This window comes from Micromonospora aridisoli, assembly GCF_056150025.1.
This window is the reverse complement of the sequence record NZ_JAXCFK010000009.1, coordinates 309371-332733: the sequence shown is the minus strand read 5'-3', so window position 1 is coordinate 332733 and position 23363 is coordinate 309371. Positions and strand designations below refer to the sequence as shown.

Genomic DNA, 23363 nt, shown 5'->3' with positions numbered 1-23363 from the left:
CCTGGCCGGTGGTGGGTCGGGTACGGCGGGCGGGGGTGTCGGCGTTCGGGATCAGTGGGACGAACGCGCATGTGATTGTGGAGCAGGCACCGGAGCCGGGCGGCGTGTCCGAGGTGGGCGGCGTGTCCGAGGTGGGCGGCGTGTCCGAGGTGGGCGGCGTGTCCGAGGTGGGCGGCGTGTCCGATGGGGAGTCCGGGCCGGTGGCGGTGGTGGTGTCGGGGGCGTCTGAGGGGGCGTTGCGGGCGCAGGCGGGTCGGTTGCGGGAGTGGGTGGTGGCGGGTTCGGGTTTGCGGGTGGTGGATGTGGGTTGGTCGTCGGTGGTGTCGCGGTCGGTGTTGGGGCATCGGGGTGTGGTGGTGGCGGCTGGTCGGGATGAGTTGTTGGCGGGGTTGGGGGAGTTGTCGGTTGGGGTGGGGTCGGGGGGTGTGGTGGTGGGTGCGGATCGTGGTGTGGATGGTCGGGTGGTGTTTGTGTTCCCGGGTCAGGGTTCGCAGTGGGCGGGGATGGCGGTGGGCCTGCTGGACACCTCACCCGCCTTCGCCGCCCGGATGAACGAGTGTCAGCGCCTGCTGGACGGCCTGGTCGACTGGTCGCTGCCCGACGTGCTGACCGACGAGGCCGCGCTGGCTCAGGTGGACGTGGTGCAGCCCGCCCTCTGGGCGGTGATGGTCTCGCTGGCCGAGGCCTGGCGCGCCGCCGGTGTCGTGCCGTCCGCAGTCGTCGGGCACTCGCAGGGCGAGATCGCCGCCGCCTGCGTGGCCGGCGCGCTGTCCCTCGCCGACGGCGCGCTGATCTCGGTGCTGCGTAGCCGCTCGTTGACGGCGTTGGCCGGGCGCGGCGGGATGGTCTCGGTCGCGGCACCTGAGGACCGGGTGCGCGAGCGGATCGCGCCGTACGGCGACCGGATCTCGGTGGCGGCGGTCAGCGGACCGTCCTCGGTGGTCGTTTCCGGCGAATCGGATGCCCTCGACGACCTGATCGCCAGGTGCGCGGCCGACGAGGTGCGGGCACGTCGGGTCCCGGTCGACTACGCCTCCCACTCCGTCCAGGTCGAAGGTCTGCGCGAGGAGCTGCTGGAGTCGCTGGCCGGGGTACGGCCGCAGCCCTCCGAGGTCGCGTTCTACTCGACGGTGACCGCAGGCCGGCTCGACGGCGCGGAACTTGACGGCGCGTACTGGTACCACAACCTGCGCCGGCAGGTGCGGTTCGAGGAGACCGTCCGAGCCCTGTCCGCCGACGGCTACGGGGTGTTCGTGGAGGTCAGCCCGCATCCGCTGCTGACCATGGCGATTCAGGACACGGTGGACGACGCGGTGGTGGCCGAGACGCTGCGCCGCGACGAGGACGCCGCCCGGCGGTTCCTGCTGTCCATGGCGACACTGCACACCCAGGGCGTCGCGGTGGACTGGGCCCGGACGTACGAGGGCACCGGCGCGCGTACGGTCGAGTTGCCGACGTACGCGTTCCAGACGGCGCCGTACTGGCTGCGTACGCCGAAGCCGCTGCTGGACGCCCCGGTGGAGCTGGTCGAGGGCGGCCAGGCGGTGTTCCCGGGCCGGCTGTCGTTGCGTACGCATCCGTGGCTTGCCGACCACCGGGTGCGCGGCCAGGTGGTGGTGCCCGGAACGGCGCTGCTGGCGATGGCGCTGCGGGCCGGGCACGTCGTCGAGGAGCTGACGCTGCAAGCACCCATGGTGCTCCCGGAGCAGGGCGACCTCGAAATCCAGCTGCTGGTGGGCCCGGCCGTCGACGGATACCGGCCGCTGCGGCTGCACTCCCGCGGCCCGGACGCCGACTGGCGGCTGCACGCGACCGGGGCCATTGCCGCCGACCAGGCCCAGTCCGACGGGGACCTGGATCTCGCAGCCTGGCCGCCAGCGGGTGCCACCCGTGTCGACCTCTCCTCCTGGTACGACGACCTGGCCACCCAGGGCCTGGAGTACGGGCCCCGGTTCCGGGGCCTGCGGGCGCTATGGCGGCGCGATGACGAGCTGTTCGCCGAGGTCTCGCTGCGCGAGCCGGAGCTCAGCGCGCTGCTGGACGCCACCCTGCACGCCTTGGATCTGAAGACCGAGCCCGCTCTGCCGTTCAGCTGGAGCGGGGTGCGGTGGACGCCGCCCGATCCGGACCTGGCGAGCGTACGCGCGACGATCACGCCGCGCGGCGACGGCGCGGTCGGCCTGCGCATCACCAACGGCACCGGTCACGCCCTGCTCACGGTGGACTCGCTGACCCTGCGCCCGCTCGACGCCCTGCTGAGCGGCTCGGGCCAGGGCGCGCTGTATGAGCTGGACTGGGTGCCCGTGCAGACCGACGCCCCTCCTGCCGACATCACGGCCGTGACCGTGCTGCACTGCCCGCTCGCCGACGGCGAGCAGCCCGTCCGGATCCAGGCGGTGACCGCCGCCGTCCTCACCGACCTACAGACCTGGCTCGCCGGCGCGGACGACGGCGACGCCCGCCTGGTGGTGGTGACGCGCGGCGCGGTGCCCGACGGCGGCGACGCCGATCCCGCCGCGGCTGCGGTCTGGGGACTTGTGCGCTCGGCCCAGGCCGAGCATCCCGACCGGATCGTGCTCATCGACACCGATGCCCCCGACGCTGTGGCACAACTGCTCGCGACCGCGCTGGCCGCCGACGAACCGCAGCTGCTGGTGCGCGCCGGCCGAATCCGCGCGCCACGGCTGGTGCGAGCGCACACCTCGGGCTCGGCCCCGTTTCCGGCCGATGGCACCGTCCTGATCACGGGGGCCTCGGGGACGCTCGGCGCGCTCGTAGCCCGGCACCTGGTGGCCACGCACGGCGTACGCGACCTCCTGCTGTTGAGCCGCCGGGGCGCGTCGGAACTGGCCGAGGAGCTGACCGAGGCGGGCGCGCGTGCGGTGTCGGTGGCCTGCGACGTCGGCGACCGCGCCGCCCTGGCCGCGTTGCTGGCGGCGATCCCGGCGGACCGCCCGCTGCGCGCGGTCGTGCATGCGGCCGGCGTCCTCGATGACGGCGTGATCGGCGAGCTGACTCCACAGCGCCTGCGTACGGTGCTGGCGGCCAAGGCCGACGCGGCCTGGCACCTGCATGAGCTGACCCGTGACCGGGATCTCGCCGCGTTCGTGCTGTTCTCCTCGGTCGCCGCCACGCTTGGCACGGCGGGGCAGGGCAACTACGCAGCCGCAAACGCCGTCCTCGACGCGCTGGCTCACCACCGGTGTGGCCTGGGCCTGCCCGCCCTGTCATTGGGGTGGGGACTGTGGGCCGAGCCAAGTGCCCTCACCGGACGGCTCGACGAGACCGACCTGGCCCGGTTGGCCGAGGCCGGCGTGCTGCCGCTGGCCACCGGGGACGCGCTGGCGCTGCTGGACGCCGCGCTCGGTGCGGACCGGGCACACCTGCTGCCGCTGCGCCGGGACCGGGCGTCGGCCACGGCGTCACCGCTGCTGCGTGAGCCGGCCCTGGACCGGCCCCACCGCCGGAGCGGGCCCGATCCGCGTCCGGCGCCCGGAGGCGACGGCGGCGGGCTGCGGGACCTGCCTGCGGACGAGCGCGACCAGGTCGTCGGCGAGCTGGTGCTGCGGGAGACCGCGGCGGCGCTGGGGCGTTCCTCGACCGAGGACATCGATCCCGACCTCGGGTTCCTGCGCCTGGGCTTCACCTCGCTGGCCGCGCTCGAATTGCGCAACCGGCTCGCGGCACGCAGCCGGCTGCGGCTGCCCGCGACGATGGTGTTCGAGCACCGCACGCCGCGGGCGCTGGCCGCGTACCTGTCCGGCCGGCTCGCCGCCGAGGCGCCGTCGGTGGTGTCCGAGGTCGGCACGCCGGTCGAGGAGCCGGATGCCACCGACGACCGCATCGCGGTCATCGGAGTCGCCGGACGGTACCCGCTCGCCGGGACGGTCGGCGAGTTGTGGGACAACCTGGCCGCAGGGCGGCACTGCGTCCGCGAGGTGCCCGCCGACCGCTGGGACGCCGACGCGCACTACGACCCGGCCGGGACGCGCGCCCCGTACAGCAAGTGGGCGGGCTTCCTCGACGACGTCGACACGTTCGACTCGCTCTACTTCCGGGTCTCGCCGGCCGAGGCCGAGGCGATGGATCCGCAGGAGCGGCTGTTCCTGGAAACCGCGGCGGCGACGCTTGAGGACGCCGGCTACCGGGCTGCGGACCTGGCCGGGCCGGGGCCGGTCGGGGTGTTCGTCGGTGTGATGAACAGCGACTACGAGTGGATGAGCGGCGAGGCCGCCGCACGCGGCGTGGTGACGAACGCCCACTCGCGGCACTGGTCGATCGCAAACCGGGTGTCGTACTTCTTCGATTTCACGGGGCCCAGCCTGGCCGTCGACACCGCCTGTTCGGCCTCGCTTACCGCAATCCACCTGGCCTGCCAGAGCATCCGCAGCGGCGAATGCGTGAGCGCCATCGCCGGTGGCGTCAACCTGATCCTGCACCCGAAACACCTGCGCGCGCTGACCGAGGCCGGCATGCTCTCCCGCGGCGACCGGATCAAGGCGTTCGGCGCGGACGCCGACGGCTTCGTTGACGGCGAGGGCGTGGGCGCAGTCCTGCTCAAGCCGCTGGCACGGGCCCTGGCCGACGGCGACCGGGTCCTCGGCGTCATTCGCGGCACGGCGGTCAACTCCGGCGGCAACAGCGGCGGCTACACCGTGCCCAGCTCGGCGGCGCAGAGCGACGTGATCCGCGCCGCGCTCGACCGGGGCGGGATCGCCGCGGACACGGTCGGCTACGTCGAGGCCCACGGCACGGGCACCCTGCTCGGGGACCCCATCGAGATCGCGGGGCTGGTCGCGGCGTTCGGTGGGCGGATCGATCCGGCGCGGCGCGCCCAACTGCCGGCGGTGGCGATCGGCTCGGTGAAGACAAACATCGGCCACCTGGAGTCGGCGGCGGGCATCGCCGGGCTCACCAAGGTGCTGTTGCAGATGCGGCACCGCACGCTCGCGCCCTCGCTGCACGCGGCGCGGACCAACCCGGAGATCGACCTCAGCACCACCCGGTTCGCGGTGCAGCAGACGCGGGAACCCTGGCCGCGGCTGCGCGACGACGCGGGCGGTGAGCTGCCGTTGCGTGCCGTGGTCAGTTCGTTCGGGGCCGGCGGCGCCAACGCGTGCGTGGTGGTGGAGGAGCATGCCTCGGAAGACGCGCCGGTCGCGGTCGAGGATGGGACCGAGCACCTGGTGGTGCTCTCCGCGCAGAGTGAGCAGCGGCTGCGGGAGTACGCCGCGGATCTGGCCGCCTACCTGCGCCGGGGTGCCCCCACGGCGGCGGGCGCGGGTGACGACGTACGCACCCGCTGCCTACGGCTGGCCGCCGAGCTGGCCGGCGTCGCGCCGGAAACTCTCGACCTCACCGTCGACCTGGTGGACTGCGGATTCGGTGTGGCCGAACGCGCGCACTACTTTGCCCTGCTCGCCGAGGAGCTGGGCAGCAAACTGCCGGTGGCGGTCACCACCGCGGAAACCCTCGACGGGGTGGTGCGTGCCCTCGCCAACATCGAGCCACCGGCGGCGCCGGCCACCGTGCGCGCCGACCTACGGCTCGCCGACATCGCGCATACGCTTCAGGTGGGCCGGGCCGTCCACGAGTTCCGCCTCGCCGTGCCCGCCCGATCCGTCGCCGACGCGGCGCGGCTGCTGGCGGCGTACGCCGCCGGGGCGGCCGACGCGCGGGTCCGCACCGGCCGCGCCACCCACACCGTGGTCACGCTGCCGGCCGAGCAGGCCGACGCACTGGGCCGGGCGCTGTCGGATCGCGATCTCGCCGCGGTCGCCGGGCACTGGGTTACCGGGGCGCACATCGACTGGGCGCGGGTCACCGTCGCCACCGCCCGCCGGATCGAGCTGCCCACGTACCCGTTCGGGCGCAAGCGCCACTGGATTCCCGACGCGCCGTCACCGGTCGTGCCGGCCACGGTCGCTGCCCCCGTGGTACCGGCTGCGGTCGCTGCCCGCGTGGTGCCGACCAGGGTCACTGTTCCCGTCGTGCCGGCCACGGTTGCCACGCCGGACGTGCCGGCTGGTCTCGATCCCGCCGTGGCCCGGGTGCTGGCCGGGTTCGCAGAACTGGACGTCGTGTCGGTGTCCGGGGTGCTGCACGCCTACCGGCGGATGGGCGCGTTCCACCGCTACGGCGAGCGGCACGACAGCGACGAGCTGCGCCGCGAGCTGGGTATCCGGGACAAGTTCCAACGGCTGCACGAGGCGCTGCTGGGCCTGCTGGCCGGGGCCGGGTACCTCACCCGCGAGGGCGGTGAGGTCGTCACCACCTCGGCCATGGACCTGGTGGACGCGGCAGACGACTGGGTGGAGGCGTTCGACCGGGTCGCGCAGGCGTACCCGGACGTCGCGCCGACGGCCGTGCTCAACCGCGAGTTCCTGCGGGCGTACCCGCAGCTGCTGCGCGGCGAACTGGTCGGCACCGAGGTGATGTTCCCGGGCACGTCGATGCGGCTGGTGGAGAAGCTCTACCGGGGCAACCCGCTCACCGACTTCTTCAACGACCAGGTGGCCGACGTGGTGTGCCGGTTCCTGGACAGCCGGCTGCCGCAGCTGCCGGCCGGCGCGCGGCTCGAGGTAGTGGAGCTGGGCGCGGGCACCGGCGCGACCACTGAGCCGGTGCTCGCCATGCTCGCCGCGTATCCGGGCCGCGTCGGCTACACGTTCACCGACATCTCGCCGCGCTTCCTCGAACACGGCCGGGAACGGTTCGCCAAGCGGTACCCGTACGTCCGGTTCGCCCTGCTCAATCTGGAGCGCAACCTGACCGAGCAGGGCTTCGCCGACGGCACGGCCGACGTCGTGGTGGCCACAAACGTGGTGCACGCGACCCGTAACCTGCGCGCCACCCTGGGCAAGGCCCGGGCGCTGCTGCGGCCCGGCGGCCGGCTGGTACTCAACGAGCTCACCGCGATCCGGCCCTACCTGACCGTCGGCGGCGGGGTGATGGAGGGCTGGTGGGCGTTCCAGGACACCGAGCTGCGCATCCCGGCCTCGCCGCTGGTCGCCCCGGCGACCTGGCGCACGCTGCTGCGCGAGGCGGGCTTCACGGAGGTTGGCCTGCTCGGCGACGAGGCCGGCGACCTGGGCCAGCACGTCCTGGTAGCGCAGCGCGACGGCGTGCCGGGCGAGGGCGAGGCCCGGCCGAGCGTCGCGCCCCGCGCGGCGGCGGGCACCACGGCGGTGGTGCCCGCCCGCACCGCCGACGCCGCCGGGGAACGCCTGCGGGAGCTGCTGGAGCGGGTCCTGAAACTGGACGTGCGGATCGATCCGGAGCGTCCGCTGGCCGACTACGGCTTCGACTCGCTGAGCGGCATGAAGATCGTGGCCGCGGTCGAGGAGGCGTTCGGAGCCACCGTGCCGCTCGAGGAGTTCTTCGAACGTCCGACGTTGCGCGAGCTGACCACCCACCTGACGGCGCGCTGGCTGCCCGACGCCGCCCCGGCACCGGACCTGACCCCAAGGCCGGACGCGCGGGTAGCGGCCCGGGTGCTGCGTCCCCGCACCGACGCGACGCACTCCACCCACCCGCTCTCGCCCGGGCAGCACGCACTGTGGGTGTTCGAGCAGATCGCGCCCGGAAACTATGCCTACAACCTGCCGGTGACGTTCTGGCTCGCGCCGGACGTCGACGTGCTCGCCCTGCGCGTCGTGTTGCAGGACCTGTTGGACCGGCACGAGGAACTGCGGGCGACGGTGCACAGCGGCGACGACGGCCCGTACGCGCGGATCGCGGTCGAGCCCGAGCTGCCGTTCCAGCAGGTGTGCCTGACCTCAGCCTCCGACGACGACCTGCGCGATCGGGTTCGGGCCGACGCGCGGCGGCCGTTTGACCTGGCCCGGGGTCCGCTGCTGCGGGCCACCCTCTACACCCTCGGCGACGGCCGTCAGGCGCTGCTGCTGGCCGTGCACCACCTGGTGCTCGACGGCGTGTCCATCCCGCTGCTGGTGCAGCAGGTCGAGCGCGGCTACCGTGCTGTCCGCGCCGGGGCCGAGCTGCCCGCGGACCGGCCGGCCCGGACGTTCGCCGATTTCACGGCGTGGCAGCGTGAGCGGCTCGCCGGGCCGGAGGGGCAGCGGCTGCGCGCGTACTGGTTGGAGCGGCTGCACGGCCGGCAGACGACGGTGGCGCTGCCGCTGGACCGCCCGCGCCCGGCCGGGCCGCGGTTCGCGGGCGCGAGCCTGGAGGGCCGCCTCCCGGCGGCGGTGTCGGCACAGGCCCGGGCGCTGGCCCAGGCCGAACGGACGTCGCTGTCCAGTGTGCTGCTGGCCGGGTTCCTTGCGTTGCTGCACCGCTACAGCGACCAGGCGGACGTCGCCGTGGGCATGCCGACCGCGGGTCGTCCGTCCGGCTACGACGACGTGCTCGGCTACTTCATGAACATGGTCGTGCTGGCCGAGCGGGTCGACGGCCGGGAGGCGTACGCCGACCTGCTGCGCCGCGTCCATCGGACCGTGCTTGACGCGTTGGACCACAGCGCGTACCCGCTGCTCAGTCTCGCCGAGGAGCTGCGGCGGGCGGACCCGGCGGCCCCGGCGATGCCGTTCAACGTGGCCTTCTACTTCCACAACTGGGCCCGCGACGTCAGCGCCGACGGCGTGCTGCGCGGCGCGCTCGACGGCGTGCACCAGGAGGGCGAGTTCGAGCTGACCCTTGACCTGGTCGACGAGCCTGAGGGCTGCCGGTACACGCTCAAGTACGACCCGGGCCTGTTCGACGCGGCCACGGTGCGTCGGCTCGGCGAGCACTACGGCACGCTGCTGGCCGCCGCCGTCGCCGCGCCCGGGACCGCCGTCGGTGACCTGGCGCTGCTGACCACGGCGGAGCGGGCACTGCTCGCCCCGCCCCCCGTGGTCGACTACCCGGCCGGGACGCTGGTCTGGGAGCTGGTGCGGGCACAGACCGAAGCCCATCCGGACGCGGTGGCGGTCAGCTGCGGCAGCACCGAGCTGACCTACGGCGAGCTGTGGGCACGGGTCGAGGTGCTGGCCGGGCGGCTGACCGCCGCGGGCGTCGGGCGCGGCCGCACCGTGGGCGTGCTGCTGCCGCGCACCGTGGACCTGCCGGTGGCGCTGCTGGCGGTGCAGGCGGCGGGTGGCGCGTACGTGCCGCTGGACCCCTCGTACCCGGCGCAGCGGCTGGCGTACATGGCGCAGGACGCCGGGCTGCACCTCATCCTGACCCACTCCACGCTGCCCGGCGGGGACACCGCGACGCCGCGGCTGCTCGTCGACCGAGCGGACGCGCTGCCCACCAGGCCGTCGCCCGGTCCTGCCGGACCCGCAGACACCGCCTACGTCATCTACACCTCCGGCTCGACCGGCCAGCCCAAGGGCGTCGCCGTCCCGCACCGCGCGCTGACGAACTTCCTGTGCTCCATGGCGCGCGAACCCGGGTGCGGTCCGGCGGACACGCTGCTGGCCGTCACCACCGCCTGTTTTGACATCTCCGCGCTGGAGCTGTACCTGCCGCTGATCACCGGCGGTCGGGTGGAGATCGTGCCGACCGAGGTGGCTCGGGACGGGCTGCGGCTGCGCGACACCGTCGAGCGGCTGCGCCCGACGCTGATGCAGGCCACGCCCGCGACCTGGAGCATGCTGCTGGCCGGCGGTTGGTCGGGCGATCCCGCGCTGACGGTGTTGTGCGGCGGCGAGGCGCTGTCGGCGGAAACCGCGGCAGCGCTGCTGGCCGGCAACCGCGCGGTCTGGAACCTGTACGGCCCGACGGAGACCACGGTCTGGTCGGCGGCGAGCCGGCTCGTGCCCGGCGAGCGGATCACCATCGGCGGTCCGATCGCGAACACCACGCTCTACCTGCTGGACAGTGCGCGCCGGCCGGTGCCGACCATGGTCGCCGGAGAGCTGTACATCGGCGGGCACGGCGTGGCCGACGGCTACCTCAACCGCCCGGAGCTGACCGCCGAACGTTTCCTGCCCGACCCGTTCGTCGGCGGTGACGCCCGCATGTACCGCACCGGCGACCTGGCCCGCCGCCTGCCCGACGGCCGGATCGAGTACCTGGGGCGGATCGACTCGCAGGTGAAGGTACGCGGCTTCCGGGTGGAACTGGAGGAGATCGAGGCGACGCTGCGGCGGATCGCCGGGGTGCGCCAGGCGGTGGTGGTGGCGCGCGGTCGGGACGGTGGCGACCGGACCCTGCTCGCCTGCTACGTGCTCGCCGACGGTGCCGCCGAACCGACCCGGGAGCAGCTCGCCGCCTGGCTACCCGACCACATGGTCCCGGACACCCTGCTGCGGGTGACCGCCCTGCCGCAGACTCTCAACGACAAGGTCGACCGCAGCGCGCTGGCCACCCTGCCGTTGGCCGACCTGCGCGCGCGCTTCGGCGCGACGGCGGCGGCCCGGCCGCTCGTCCCGGCCCGACCCGCGAGCCGGGTCGAGGCGCTGGTCGCCGACCTGGCCGGGATCGTCGGCCGGCTCGCGGGCGTACGCCCGGAGGACATTGGGGCGCACGCCCCGCTCGGCGACGCCGGCATGAACTCGGTGACCTTCACCGCGCTGAGCGTCGAGCTGCGCAAGGCGTACGGCATCGAGGTCTACCCGACGCTGTTCTACCGTCGCGGCACCCTGACCGCACTCGCCGAGCACCTGTGGGAGGAGTACCCGGCGGCGCTGTCGGCCCGGTTCGCAACGGTCGCGCCGCCGCCGGACGCCGAGCCTGTCGCGCCGCAGCCCTCCGGCGGGCGGCCGGGCGGTGGGGACGTCGCCGTCATCGGCATGGCCGGGCGGCTGCCCGGCTCGGCCGACCTGGCGGAGTTCTGGGCGCACCTGCTTGCCGGCGACGACCTGGTCACGGAGGTGCCCGCGGACCGCTGGGACTGGCGGGAGCGGCCCGGCTCCCGCTCGCGCTGGGGCGGCTTCCTGTCCGGCGTCGACCGGTTCGACGCCGCGTTCTTCGGCATCTCCCCCCGGGAGGCCGAGCTGATGGACCCGCAGCAGCGACTGCTGCTGGAAGTGGTCTGGTCGGCGGTGGAGGACGCCGGCTACCGCCCGTCAGAGCTGTCCGGCCGACGCGTCGGGGTGTTCATCGGCGTCGCCAATGCCGACTACCTGGAGGCGCAGCGAGCGGCCGGACATCCCCCGCAGGGCCACACGGCCACCGGCGCGGCGCTGTCGATCATTCCGAACCGGGTGTCGTACCTGCTGGACCTGCGCGGTCCGAGTGTCGCGGTGGACACTGCCTGCTCGGGCTCGCTGATCGCGGTGCACCAGGCGCTCGCCGCGTTGCGTGACGGCAGCTGTGACCTGGCCATCGCGGGCGGCGTCAACCTGATCCTCTCGCCGACCGTGAACGACGTGCTCAGCCAGGGCGAGATGCTCAGCCCGCAGGGACGCTGCCGGGCCTTCGACAGCCGGGCCGACGGCTACGTCCGTGGCGAGGGCGTCGGCGTGGTGCTGCTGAAGCCCGGCGAGCAGGCGGCCCGCGACGGCGACGCCGTGCACGCGCTGATCAAGGGCGCCGCCGCAGGGCACGGCGGCCGGACCACCTCGCTTACCGCCCCGAATCCCGACGCCCAGGCCGATCTGCTTGTCGAGGCGTACCGCACGGCCGGCGTGCCGCCGGAGACGGTCGGCTACATCGAGGCGCACGGTACCGGCACGGCTCTCGGCGACCCGATCGAAACGACCGGGCTGAGCATCGCCTTCCGACGGCTCTACGCCGAGCAGGGAACCGGGCCGGGGCCGGGCTGCGTACTCGGCTCGGTGAAGAGCAACATCGGTCACCTGGAGGCCGCGGCGGGCATCGCCGGGCTGTTCAAGGCGGTGCTGGCCGTGCGGCACGGCACCATCCCCGCCAGCCTGCACGTACGCGAGCTGAACCCGTACCTGCAACTGGACGGCGGCCCGTTCGAGGTGGCCCGCCAGACGCGCGCCTGGCCCCGGCCACGGGACGCCGCCGGGGCGGAACTGCCGCGCCGCGCCGGGGTCAGCTCGTTCGGTTTCGGCGGGGCCAACGCGCACGTGGTGCTGGAGGAGGCGCGCATGACCGAGACCCATGGCGAGGACGACAGCGAGCAGCTGTTCGTGCTGTCCGCCCGCACCCCGCAGGCACTGCGCGACAGCGCCCGCCGGCTCGCCGACCACCTGGGCGCGCACGAGGTCGCGGCCGGCGACCTGGCGTACACCCTTCAGGTGGGCCGCGAGCCGATGGCGTACCGGCTCGCCGTGGCGGCGCGCGGCGTCGCCGGGCTACGCGCAGAGCTGGCCGCGCACCTCGACGGTCGCCCATCCCAGGTACGCACCGGGCAGGCGGGTCAGGACGCGCCGGCCAGCGCGCCGTCGCCCGACCTGGGCGCGCTGGGCCAACACTGGTTGGCCGGCGGCGAGGTCGACTGGGCGCACCTGCACCGGGGCGTGGCGCGGCGCAGGGTGCACCTGCCGACCTACCCGTTCGCCGGTGGCCGGCACTGGTTCGCCGCCGACCCGGCGGCGGCTCGGCTGCATCCGACCCTGCTGGACGCGGACGTGTCCACCCCCGACCGGCGTGCCTACGCCAAGACGCTCACCGGCCGCGAGTTCTTCCTGCGCGACCATGTCGTCGGCGGCACGATGGTGCTGCCCGGGATGGCGTACCTGGAGATGGGCCGACTGGCCGGGGAACTGGCCGGCGGCCGTCGGGTGCACGGCGTCGACGGCCTGGTCTGGGCGGCCCCGGTCCGGATGCCGGCCACGGGCGCGTACCGGCTGCGGGTGGAGGTCACCGAGCACACCTTCGAGGTGCGCACCGACGGCGACGACCGGATAACGCACGCCCGCGGCACGCTCGTCCGGGGCGAGCCGCCGGTCCGTCCCGAACGGGTCGACCTGCTCGCGGTACGCGCCCGCTGCACCACCGTGCATCCCGGCGCGAGCTGCTACCAGACCTTCTCTGCGCTGGGCTTCGACTACGGCCCGGCCTTCCAGGTGCTGGAGGAGATCGCCGTGGGGGAGGGCGAGGCGCTGGCGACGCTGCGGCTGCCTGCCTCGCAAGCCGCCGATCGGGCCGGGTACGTGTTCCACCCGTCGCTGATGGACGCGGCCCTGCAGACGGCCGGCCGGCTCGCCGCCGGTGGGCAGGATCCGGCGGACCAGCCGGCGTACCTGCCGTACGCGCTGGGTGCCGTGCGGATCTTCGGCGAGCTGCCGCAACGCCTGCACGCCCACGCCCGCCCCGCCGCCCGCCCCGCCGCCGCCGGGACGCTGTGCTTCGACGTGGCGCTGCTGGACCCGTCCGGCGAGGTGCTGGTGACGATCGACGCGTTCACGCTGCGGGTCGCCGCCACGGCGGAGACTGCGGGGGACACGGTCGCCGCGTACGAGCCGTACTGGCAGCCCGTCCCAGCGGCTCCGCGCCCGCTGACCGGCACGGCCATCGTCCTCGGCGCGGCTGACGAGGGCCGGGCCGTGACCGCTGCGCTGACCGCGGCGGGCATGCCGGCGCGGCTTGTCGAACTCGACGACCGGTGCGACGTCGAGGCCGCGGTCCGCGACGCGGGCATCGGACCGGTGCAGGTGGTGCATCTGGCCCACCCGGACGCTTCACCCGCCGCCGCGCTGGAGCACGGCTTCCACACCGCAGTGACATTCCTGCAAACCTGGCAGCGCGGGCCGGGCGGCGCGCTGCGCTACCTGTACGTGCACCGCGACCCGCCGGCCTCGCCCGCCCACCCGGCGATGGCGGCGTTCGCCCGCTCCGTGCGCCGGGAGTACCCCGCGCTCGACATCGGCACGCTCGCGGTGGCCGACGGCCCGCTGGCCGAGGCGGTCACCGCCGCGCTCGCCGACGAGGGGGCAGCCGAGAGTCGGGTCGGCGCGTCGGGCCGCGCCCGTCGGGCCTGGCGGCAGCTGACCCTGCCCGACGCCCGCGCGGGCGTGTTCCTGGGCGCGGGCGCGCATGTGATCACCGGTGGTGCCGGCGCGCTCGGCCTGTTGCTGGCCGAGCACATCACCGCAGTCCGGCGCGCCGCAGGCGTGACCGAGGGCGGGGTGGTGCTCGCCGCCCGCACCGCACCCGACCCGGCGACGCAGGCGCGCATCGACGCCGCCGGGGCACAGTTGATCCTCGCCGACGTCACCGACCCCGCTGCGGTGCGGGCGCTGCTGACGCAGGCCCGCCACCGGCACGGCGCAATCCGCGGCGTGTTGCACGCGGCCGGCGTGCTGCGCGACGGCCTGCTGCACCGCAAGCAGCGGGCGGACGCGGAGGCCGTGCTGTCCGCCAAGGTGTTCGGCACGCTGCTGCTGGACGAGGCGACGGCGGACGACCCGCTCGACTACTTCGTGGCGTTCTCGTCGGCCGCCGCGGCGCTGGGCAACGCCGGGCAGACCGACTACGCATTCGCCAACGCCTTCCTCGACCATTTCGCCGAGCAGCGCCATCAGCGCTGCCGGGAGGGCGTCCGGAGTGGGCGAACCCTCGCTGCTGCCTGGCCGGTCTGGGCCGAGGGCGGTATGTCCGTCGATGCCGCAGGCCACGAGTACGCGGCCCGGGTGGCGGGCCTGCGTCCGCTGTGTACCCGGCCGGCGCTCGACGCCCTGGAACGTGCGCTGGCCACCGCCGCGCCGCGGCTGCTGCTCGCCGCAGGTGACCCCGCGCGGCTGCTGGCCGCGCTCGACGGTGACGCGGTGCCGTCGCGGCCCGCGTCCGGCGTCACGGTACCGGCCCCCGACGTGGCCCGTGCCCAGGCCGAGGAACTGGTCCTCGGGATCATGGCGGAGGAGCTCAAACTGCCCGCCGCCGAGATCGCCGTCACCGAACCGTTCGACCACTACGGCGTCGACTCGCTGATCACGTTGAACGTCACTCGCCGCCTGGAGGAGAGCGTCGGCCCGCTGTCGAAGACGCTGCTGTTCGAGTACGTCACCGTCGGCGAGCTGGCCGACCACCTGGCGGCGGCGCACCCGGCCGCGTTCGCCACCGCCGCGCCGCCGGCCGTCACGGCGGTCCCGGCTGCGGTCACCGCCGCCGTCACGCCGCTGGCCGTCGGGTCGGTCCCGGCTGCCACGGCCACGACGAGCACGGCCGGCGACATCGCGATCATCGGCGTCGCGGGCCGCTATCCGCAGGCCGACGACGTCGACGAGTTCTGGCGCAACCTGCGCGCCGGCCGGGACAGCATCGAGGAGGTGCCGGCCGACAGGTGGCGACACGAGCGGTTCTACGACGCGGACAAGTCCGCGTTCGGGCGCACCTACGGGCGGTGGGGCGGCTTCGTCCGCGACGTCGGACGCTTCGACCCGCTGTTCTTCCGGATGTCGCAGATCGAGGCCGAGCACACCGATCCGCAGGAGCGGGTGTTCCTGGAGACGGTCTGGCACCTGCTGGAGGACGCGGGAGTCGCCCCGGAGCGGATGCGCGGCTCCCGCACCGGTGTGTTCGTCGGCATGATGTACGGGCAGTACCAGCTCTACGGCGTCGGGGCGGCGCTGCGCGGCGAGGGTCTGCCGCCGCACTCCTCCTTCGCCTCGGTGGCCAACCGGGTCTCGCACTTCTTCGACTTCACCGGCCCCAGCGTGGCCGTGGACACCATGTGTTCCTCCGCGCTTGTCACCATCCACCAGGCGTGCCTGGCCATCCGGAACGGCGACTGCGACACGGCGGTGGCCGGCGGCGTCAACATCACCAGCCATCCGGCGAAGTACCTACAACTGGCCTGGCGTGGCTTCCTCTCCGAGGACGGCCGGTGCCGCAGTTTCGGCGCGGGCGGCACCGGCTATGTCCCGGCCGACGGCTCCGGCGCGGTCCTGCTCAAACGCCTTGACGCCGCATTGGCCGACGGCGACCGCATCCTCGCGGTGGTCAAGGCCTCCACCGTCAACCACGGCGGTGCGGGCCGCGGGTTCACCGTGCCCAACCCCAAGGCGCAGGGCGACCTGGTACGCGACGCGCTCGACCGCGCGGGGCTGCGCCCCGCCGACCTGGACTACATCGAGGCGCACGGCACCGGCACCGCGTTGGGCGATCCGGTCGAGGTCACCGGGCTGCTGCGGGCCTTCCAGCACGACCCGTACGACCTGCCGGAACCGCTGCCGATCGGTTCGGTGAAGTCGAACATAGGGCATGCGGAGTCGGCGGCCGGCATCGCGGCCGTCACGAAGGTGTTGCTCCAACTGCGGCACAACGAGCTGGCTCCGTCGCTGCACGCCGATGAGCTCAACCCACACATCGACTTCGCGATGACGCCGCTGCGGGTGCAGCGCGAGGCCGCGCCCTGGCCGCGCCGACTCGGCCCCGACGGCGTGGCGCGCCCGCGCACCGCCGCGGTCAGCTCGTTCGGGGCGGGTGGCACCAACGCGCACCTCATCCTTCAGGAACATCTCGGCACGCCGACGTCCGCCAGCCCGGTCGGTCCGCAGCTGGCCGTGCTGTCCGCCCGCGACGGCGAGCGGCTGGCCAGGTACGCCCGCCGCGTCGCCGCGTACCTACGCGCCGAGGGCGCGGACCTGGCGCCGCACGAGGTGGCCTGGACGCTACAGACCGGACGCGAGGGCATGGCGCATCGGCTGGCGATCCGCTTCACCGACCTCGCGCAGTTGGCCGCCCGCCTGGACGAGCACGCTGCCGGGGGCACACCCGACGAAAGCTGGACCGGAATCGTCGACCCGCGCCGACCGTACCCGGCAGATGTGGCGGGGACCGAGCTCGCGGCCTACGCCGAGGCCTGGACCCGCGGCGGGATCGTCGACTGGTCCCGCCTGCACGCCGCGCGTCCGGGCCGGGTGCCGCTGCCCGGCTACCCCTTCGGCGGCGATCGGGTCTGGCTGGCCGCCGCCGACGCGGAGCTCGCCGCCCTGGACGCCGCCCCCGCCACCCCCGAAGCATCTGCGCCGCCCGTCGCACCGATGGCACCCCCGTCGCCCGCCGCACCAGTGGCATCTGCGGCACCCTCGGCGCCCGCCGCACCGGGCGTGACCGGCAGGGAGCTGCTGCTGGAGCGGCACTGGGTCCCCGCCGCGCCCGCCGACCGTCTCGCCCTGCCGGGCCGCGTCGCGGTGCTGGCCGCGCCCGGGACCGAGGACCTGGCGGAACGGCTCGCGGCGGCGCTACCCGACGCCGAGGTGCTCGACCGTGCGGCGCTCGACGCGGACCTCACGGCCACGGACGTCCGCTGGGACCGGTTCGACGCCGTGGTCGACCTGGCCGGCTGCGCCGGTACGCCAGTCGAGCGCCCCGCGCTGTTCACCTGGCTGCGCTGGGTGCAGCGGGTGGTCGACCACAGCCCCGACCTGCGGCTGCTGCTGATCTCCCGCGACACGCCGGCCGGCCTGGGCGGCGCGGCCCGGGTGGGCCTCTACCGGATGCTGCAGAGCGAGTACCGTCACGTCGCATCGCGGCACGTGCACACCGGCTCCGGATCGGACGAGCAGCTGTGCCGGTGGGCGGTCGACGAACTCGCCACCGGGGCAGCGGCGGCCGAGGTCGCCTACCGCGACGGCGTACGCCATCTGGCGGGGCTGCGTGAGCTGGCCGCCGCCGGCTCGGGTCCGGCCCCGTTCCCGGACGGGCACGTGCTATGGGTGACCGGCGGTACGCGCGGCCTCGGCCTGCTTACCGCGCGCCACTTCGTCGCCCGGCACGGGGTGCGCAAACTCGTCCTCACCGGACGCGAGCCGCTGCCGCCACGTACCGCGTGGGACGGACACATCGCCGCCGACACGCCGCTGGGCCGCCGGCTGCGTCCGCTGGCCGACCTGGCCGCCCAGGGCGTGGAGCTGCTGGTGCTGGCGCCGCCGCTGGACGACTCGGTGGCCCTGGCCGAGGCGCTGGCCGAGGTCCGGCGGACCCTCGGCCCGGTGGGTGGGGTGATCCACAGTGCCGGCGCGGTCGACGCCGACAATCCCGCCTTCGTCCGCAAGACGCCCGACGGCATGGCACGGGTGATCGACCCGAAGGTATTCGGACTCGATGCCCTTGTCGCGTGCCTGCGGGACGAGCCGCTCGGGTTCTTCGTGCTGTACTCCTCCGTCGCGGCCGCCGTACCCGCGCTCGCGGTCGGGCAGAGCGACTACGCCCTGGCCAACGCCTACCTGGACGCGGTCGCCGAGGCGCGCCCGCACGGCCTGCCGCTGATCAGCGTGCAGTGGCCGAGTTGGCGGGACACAGGTATGGGTGCGGTGCGCAGCGCCGCCTACCGGGCGTCCGGGCTGGATCTGCTGTCGGACGAGCAGGGGCTCGCCCTGCTCGATCGTGCCCTGGCCACGGACGCGCGGGTGGTGCTGCCCGTCGTGGTCGCGCCCGGTGTGCACTGGCGACCCGAACGGCTTACCGCCCGCCGCCTGGACGCCGACGGCGCACCGGCGGCTGCCCCGGCCGTGCCCGCGCCACCGGTCGGTCCGCAGCCGAGCAGGAACCAGGTCGTGCCCGCCGAGCTGGCGCGGGCCCGGGCTGCGGCGACCTCCTGGCTGCTTGATCGGCTCGCGGCCGAGCTGCGCTTCGACCGGGCCCGGCTGACCGGTGACGTACCGGTCCAGGATTTCGGCACCGACTCGATCCTGCTCACGCAGCTGGTGCAGGCCCTGGCCCGGCGGCTCGGCATACAGCTCGACCCGTCGGCCCTGCTGGAGCATCCGACCGCGGACGAGTTCGCGGCGTACCTCGCTGCCGAGCATCCCGGCCCGCTCGTCACCTCCTTCGGCGGGCCCACCCCCGACGCCAACGCCGACACCGACGCCCACTCCCACGCCGACGCTGCGTTGGTGCGGCAGGCGACGCGGCCGGACCTGGATGCCGCACCGCTGCCCCGGCCGGCGACGCGCGCCGGTGCGGACCGTGCGGCGCGGACCGGTGACGAACTCGCGGTGGTCGGCCTGTCCTGCCGGTTTCCCGACGCCGGGTCGGCCGGCGAGTACTGGGAGTTGCTGCGGCAGGGCCGCAGCGCGCTGCGGCCGGTTGTCGGGCGGCACGGGCTGGCCGGCTACCACGCCGGGCTGCTGGAGCCGGAGCTCCGCTTCGACCCCGAGGCGTTCCTGCTGTCGGAGGCGGACGTCGCCGCCATGGACCCGCAGGCGCTGCTGTTGCTGGAGGAGGTCGACCGGGCCGTACGCGACGCCGGCTACCGGCCGGCCGAACTCAAGGGCCGGCGGATCGGGGTGTACGTCGGCGGTCGCACCACAAGCACACCCGAGGACACGCTGCTGGGGCAGGCGCGCAACCCGGTGATGGTCACCGGCCAGAACTACCTGGCCGCCAACCTCTCCCACTTCTTCGACTTCCGTGGCCCCAGCATCGTGGTCGACACGGCCTGCTCCTCGGCGCTGGTGGCGATGGACACCGCCGCACAGGCCCTGCGTGCCGGCAGCGTCGAAGCGGCGGTGGTCGCGGGGGTGAGCCTGCTCGTCGACGACCGGGCGCACCAGATCTTCGCCCAGCGCGGCCTGCTCAACCCCGGCCCGGAGTTCCACCTGTTCGACCGCCGGGCCGCCGGCCTGGTGCTGGGCGAGGGCGTCGGCGTCGTCGTGCTCAAGACCCTGGCCAGGGCCCAGGCCGACGGGGACCGGGTCCTCGCGGTGGTGAAGAGTCTCGCGATCAACAACGACGGGCGGACCGCGGGCCCGGCCGCGCCGAACCCGGCCGCGCAGCGGGAGGTGATGACCGAGGCGCTGGCACGCAGCGGCCACCTCCCGCAGGACGTCGGCTGGGTGGAGGCCAACGGCTCCGGCAGCGTCGTCACCGACCTGCTCGAACTCAAGGCCGTGCAGGCGGTGTACGGCACCGATCCGGCGCGGCCGGTGGCGCTCGGCTCGGTGAAGCCGAACATCGGGCACCCGCTGGCCGCGGAGGGTATCGCCGCGTTCATCAAGGTGGTGTTGATGCTGCATCACCGGGAGCAGGTGCCGTTCCGGTCCGGGCAGCAGCCGCCGGCGCACTTCGACCTGGCCGCCTCGCCGCTGTACTTCCCCCGCGAGGCCGGGCCCTGGCCGGACCACGCGGGTCTGGCCGCGCTCAACTGTTTCGCCGACGGCGGCACGAACGCTCATGTGCTGCTCGCCATGGCGCCGCAGACCCCGCACCGCACGCGGCAGCCGCTGCCGGAGGCCGCGCGCAACCGTCGGATGGTGATCCGGCGGACCGCCGAGCCCGTAGCCGTGGCCGGGGGCCTGTTCTGGGACGACTACCGATGACCGGGACGCGGCCCGTGGTGTTCCTGTTCTCCGGGCAGGGCTCGCAGTACCACGGCATGGGCCGGGAGCTGTACGAGACCAACGAGGTGTTCCGCACGGCGCTGCGCGGTTACGACGACGCGGTCGCCGAGGTGCTCGGTGAGTCTGTGCTGGCCCGGATCCTCGACCCGGCGCGGCTGCGTCATCACCCGCTGCTGGACACCCGGATCACCCACCCGGGCATCGTCATGATCGAGCTGGCCCTGGCGGAGCTGCTGGCAGCGGAGGGCATCGTGCCCGACCACCTGCTCGGGTGCAGCCTGGGCGAGTACGCCGCAGCCGTCGTCGCGGGCAGTCTCGCCCCGCTGGACTGCCTGCGCCTGCTGGCCCGCCAGGCCGAGGCGCTGCGCGCGGGCCCGCCCGGCGGCATGCTGGCCGTGCTGACCGGGATCGACGTGCTGGACCGCATACCGGCGCTGCGCGCCTGCGAAGTCGCCGCACGCAACTACCCGGCCAGCTTCGTGCTGGCCGGCCGCGCGGCGGACCTGGACCGCGCCGAGGCCGCGCTGCGGGCAGCCGACGTGCTGCACCTGCGGCTGCCGGTCGAGTACGCGTTCCACTCGCACCTGATGGATCCGCTCCTCGACCCGATGCGGGCGTCCTTCGCCGGGGTGACGCTGGTACCGCCGCGCCTGCCCTGGGTCTCCTGTGTGGATGGACACCTGGTGCGTGATCCGGATGCGGAGCACTTCACCCGCGTGGCCCGCCAGCCGATCGACTTCGAGCGGGCCATGACCGGGCTGCTCGACCGCGGCGACCTGCTCTGTCTCGACCTCGGCCCGTCCGGCAACCTGCACAACTTCGTCGGCCGGCTGCTGCCGCCGGGCACCGGCACCCGGTCGCTGCCGCTGCTGAGCCAGTTCGAGCGGGACACCACCCTGCTCGACCGGGTCCGCGCGCAGGCGCCACGGACCACACAACGGAAGGGACACGCCGTGGGCGGCATCCGCGCAACGAAGGTGTACGGCTTCCCCGGGCAAGGCTCGCAGCGGCGCGGCATGGGTCGAGAGCTTTTCGCCAGGTACCCCGCCGAGACCGCCATCGCCGACGAGGTGCTCGGCTACTCCATCGCGGAGCTGTGCGTGGAGGACCCGCAGCGTCGGCTCAGCCGTACCGAGTTCACCCAACCTGCCCTGTACGTGGTGGGCGCACTGTCCTACCTGGACCGGATCGCGACCGACCCGTTGCCGCCGGACTACCTGGTCGGCCACAGCCTCGGCGAGTACGTGGCGTTGTTCGCCGCTGGCGTCTTCGACTTCGCGTCCGGGCTGCGTCTGGTGCGGCGGCGCGGCGAGCTGATGTCCGCCGCCGGGGGCGGGGGCATGGCCGCGGTCGTCGGCGTGGCCGAGGCGACCGTGGCGCGTACGCTCGCCGACCCGGCGCATCAGGCCCTGGACCTGGCCAACTACAACGCGCCCGACCAGTTTGTGATCTCCGGCCCGGATGCGGCGATCGACGCGGCGTGCGCGGCCTTCGAGGCGGCCGGCGCCCGCACCGTGCGGCTCGCCGTCAGCGCACCGCTGCATTCCCGCTACCTACGCGATGTCGCCGAGCAGTTCCGGCACTTCCTGGACGGCTTCACTGCGCGTCCACCGTCGGTGCCCGTGCTGGCCAACATCGACGCCCAGCCTTACACCGCAGACACTGTGCGGGATCGCTTGATCGCGCAGATCGCGGGTCCGGTCCGGTGGACCGAGACCGTCCGCGCCCTGCTGCGTCACGGCGACATCGAGTTCGTCGAACTGGGTCCCGGCCAGGTGCTCACCAAACTGGTCAACCGCATCCGGGCAGCCGCGGATCCGCTGCCGGCGGCCGAGCCGTCCGCGGCCCCGCCGGTGGTCAGCGCGCCCGTGGCCGCCGAGGTCCGGACGGTCCCGGTGGTGACCACTCCCGTTGCGGCGGCCCCGGCCATGCCGGAACTCACCGCCGCCGACCTCGGCGCCCGCAGCTTCCGGGAGCGGTACGGCCTGCGGCTGGCCTACGTCGTCGGCTCCATGTACGGCGGCGTCTCCGGCCCTCGGCTGCTGCGTGCCTCGGCCAAGACCGGTCTGCTCAGCTTCCTGGGTGCAGCCGGGCTGGCGCTGGCGGAAGTCGAGCGGCAGCTGCGCGAGCTGGAACTCGGCGCCGCGTACGGCGTGAACCTGCACCACCGGCCGGACGCGCCCCAGGAGGAAGCCGCCCTGGTCGACCTGCTGCTGCGGCACGGGTGCAAACTGGTGGAGGCGTCCGGTTTCCCGCTGGTCACCGAGGACCTGGTGCGATTCCGGCTGCGGGGCGGCCGGATCCTGGCGAAGGTGTCGCGCACCGATGCTGCGGCTGCCTTCCTGGCTCCGCCCCCGCCGCGGCTGGTCGCGCGGCTGGTCGCGGCGGGGGCGGTGACCCCGATGGAGGCCGCCGCGGCGGCGTCGCGTCCGATGGCCGACGACCTGTGTGTCACGGCCGACGGCGGCTGGGTGTGCGACGACACGGACGTGCTGACGCTGCTGCCGGCGGTGATCCGGCTGCGGGACGCGGCAGCCCTGCCCGGTGCGCCGGTGCACGTCGGCTGCGCCGGCGGCATCGGCACCCCCGCCGCAGCTGCTGCGGCGTTCCTGTTCGGTGCGGACTTCGTGCTCACCGGCTCGGTGAACCAGTGCACGGTCGAGGCGGACACCAGCGACCGGGTGAAGAACCTGCTGGCCCGGGCCCGCGAGCACGACGTGGTCGCCGCACCCTGGCTGGACCTGATCGAACACGGGGTGCGGGCCCGCTACCTCAAGCGTGGCCTGCTCTTCCCGGCCCGGGCGGGCCAGCTGTACGACCTGTTGCGCGGGCAGGCCAGAGGCGTCGCGCTGGACGCGGCGGCCCGCCTCCAGCTCCTTGACCGCTACCTGGGCGGCGAGCACGTACCGCCCGGCACCGCGGGCCCCGACGGCCAGGCCGAACTTGTGGCGCTGGCCCGGGCGTACGCCGCGCGCGGGCTGCGTCTCGCGGTGACCGGCGACGAGGCGGCCAGGGTCGACTATCTGGTCCACTGCGGACCGGCAATGGGTGCCTTCAACCAAGCTGTGGCCGGCACCGACCTGCAGCCGTGGCGGGCTCGTACTGTCGAGGCAGTCGCCGACACGCTGATGGACGGCGCGGCGGTGCACCTCACGGCCCGGCTGCGGGCCCTGGCCGAGCTCCAGTACAGCGACACCCAGTGACCCATCCCGAAGG

The 23363-nt window shown here is 74.2% G+C and carries 2 protein-coding genes; both read left to right on the top strand.

Annotated elements, in window-relative coordinates; genetic code table 11:
- Positions 1–122 precede the first annotated feature (122 nt).
- Positions 123–20126 (top strand): amino acid adenylation domain-containing protein, encoded by a 20004-nt coding sequence (locus SM447_RS20705; RefSeq protein ID WP_474574484.1) that lies wholly within the window; start codon positions 123–125, stop codon positions 20124–20126.
- Positions 20123–23350 carry an ACP S-malonyltransferase gene (gene fabD / locus SM447_RS20700; protein WP_474574483.1) on the top strand — a complete coding sequence of 1076 codons (3228 nt, stop codon included), beginning with the start codon at positions 20123–20125 and terminating at the stop codon, positions 23348–23350. The genes SM447_RS20705 and fabD overlap by 4 nt, the downstream gene beginning before the upstream one ends.
- The last annotated feature ends 13 nt before the right edge of the window (positions 23351–23363 follow it).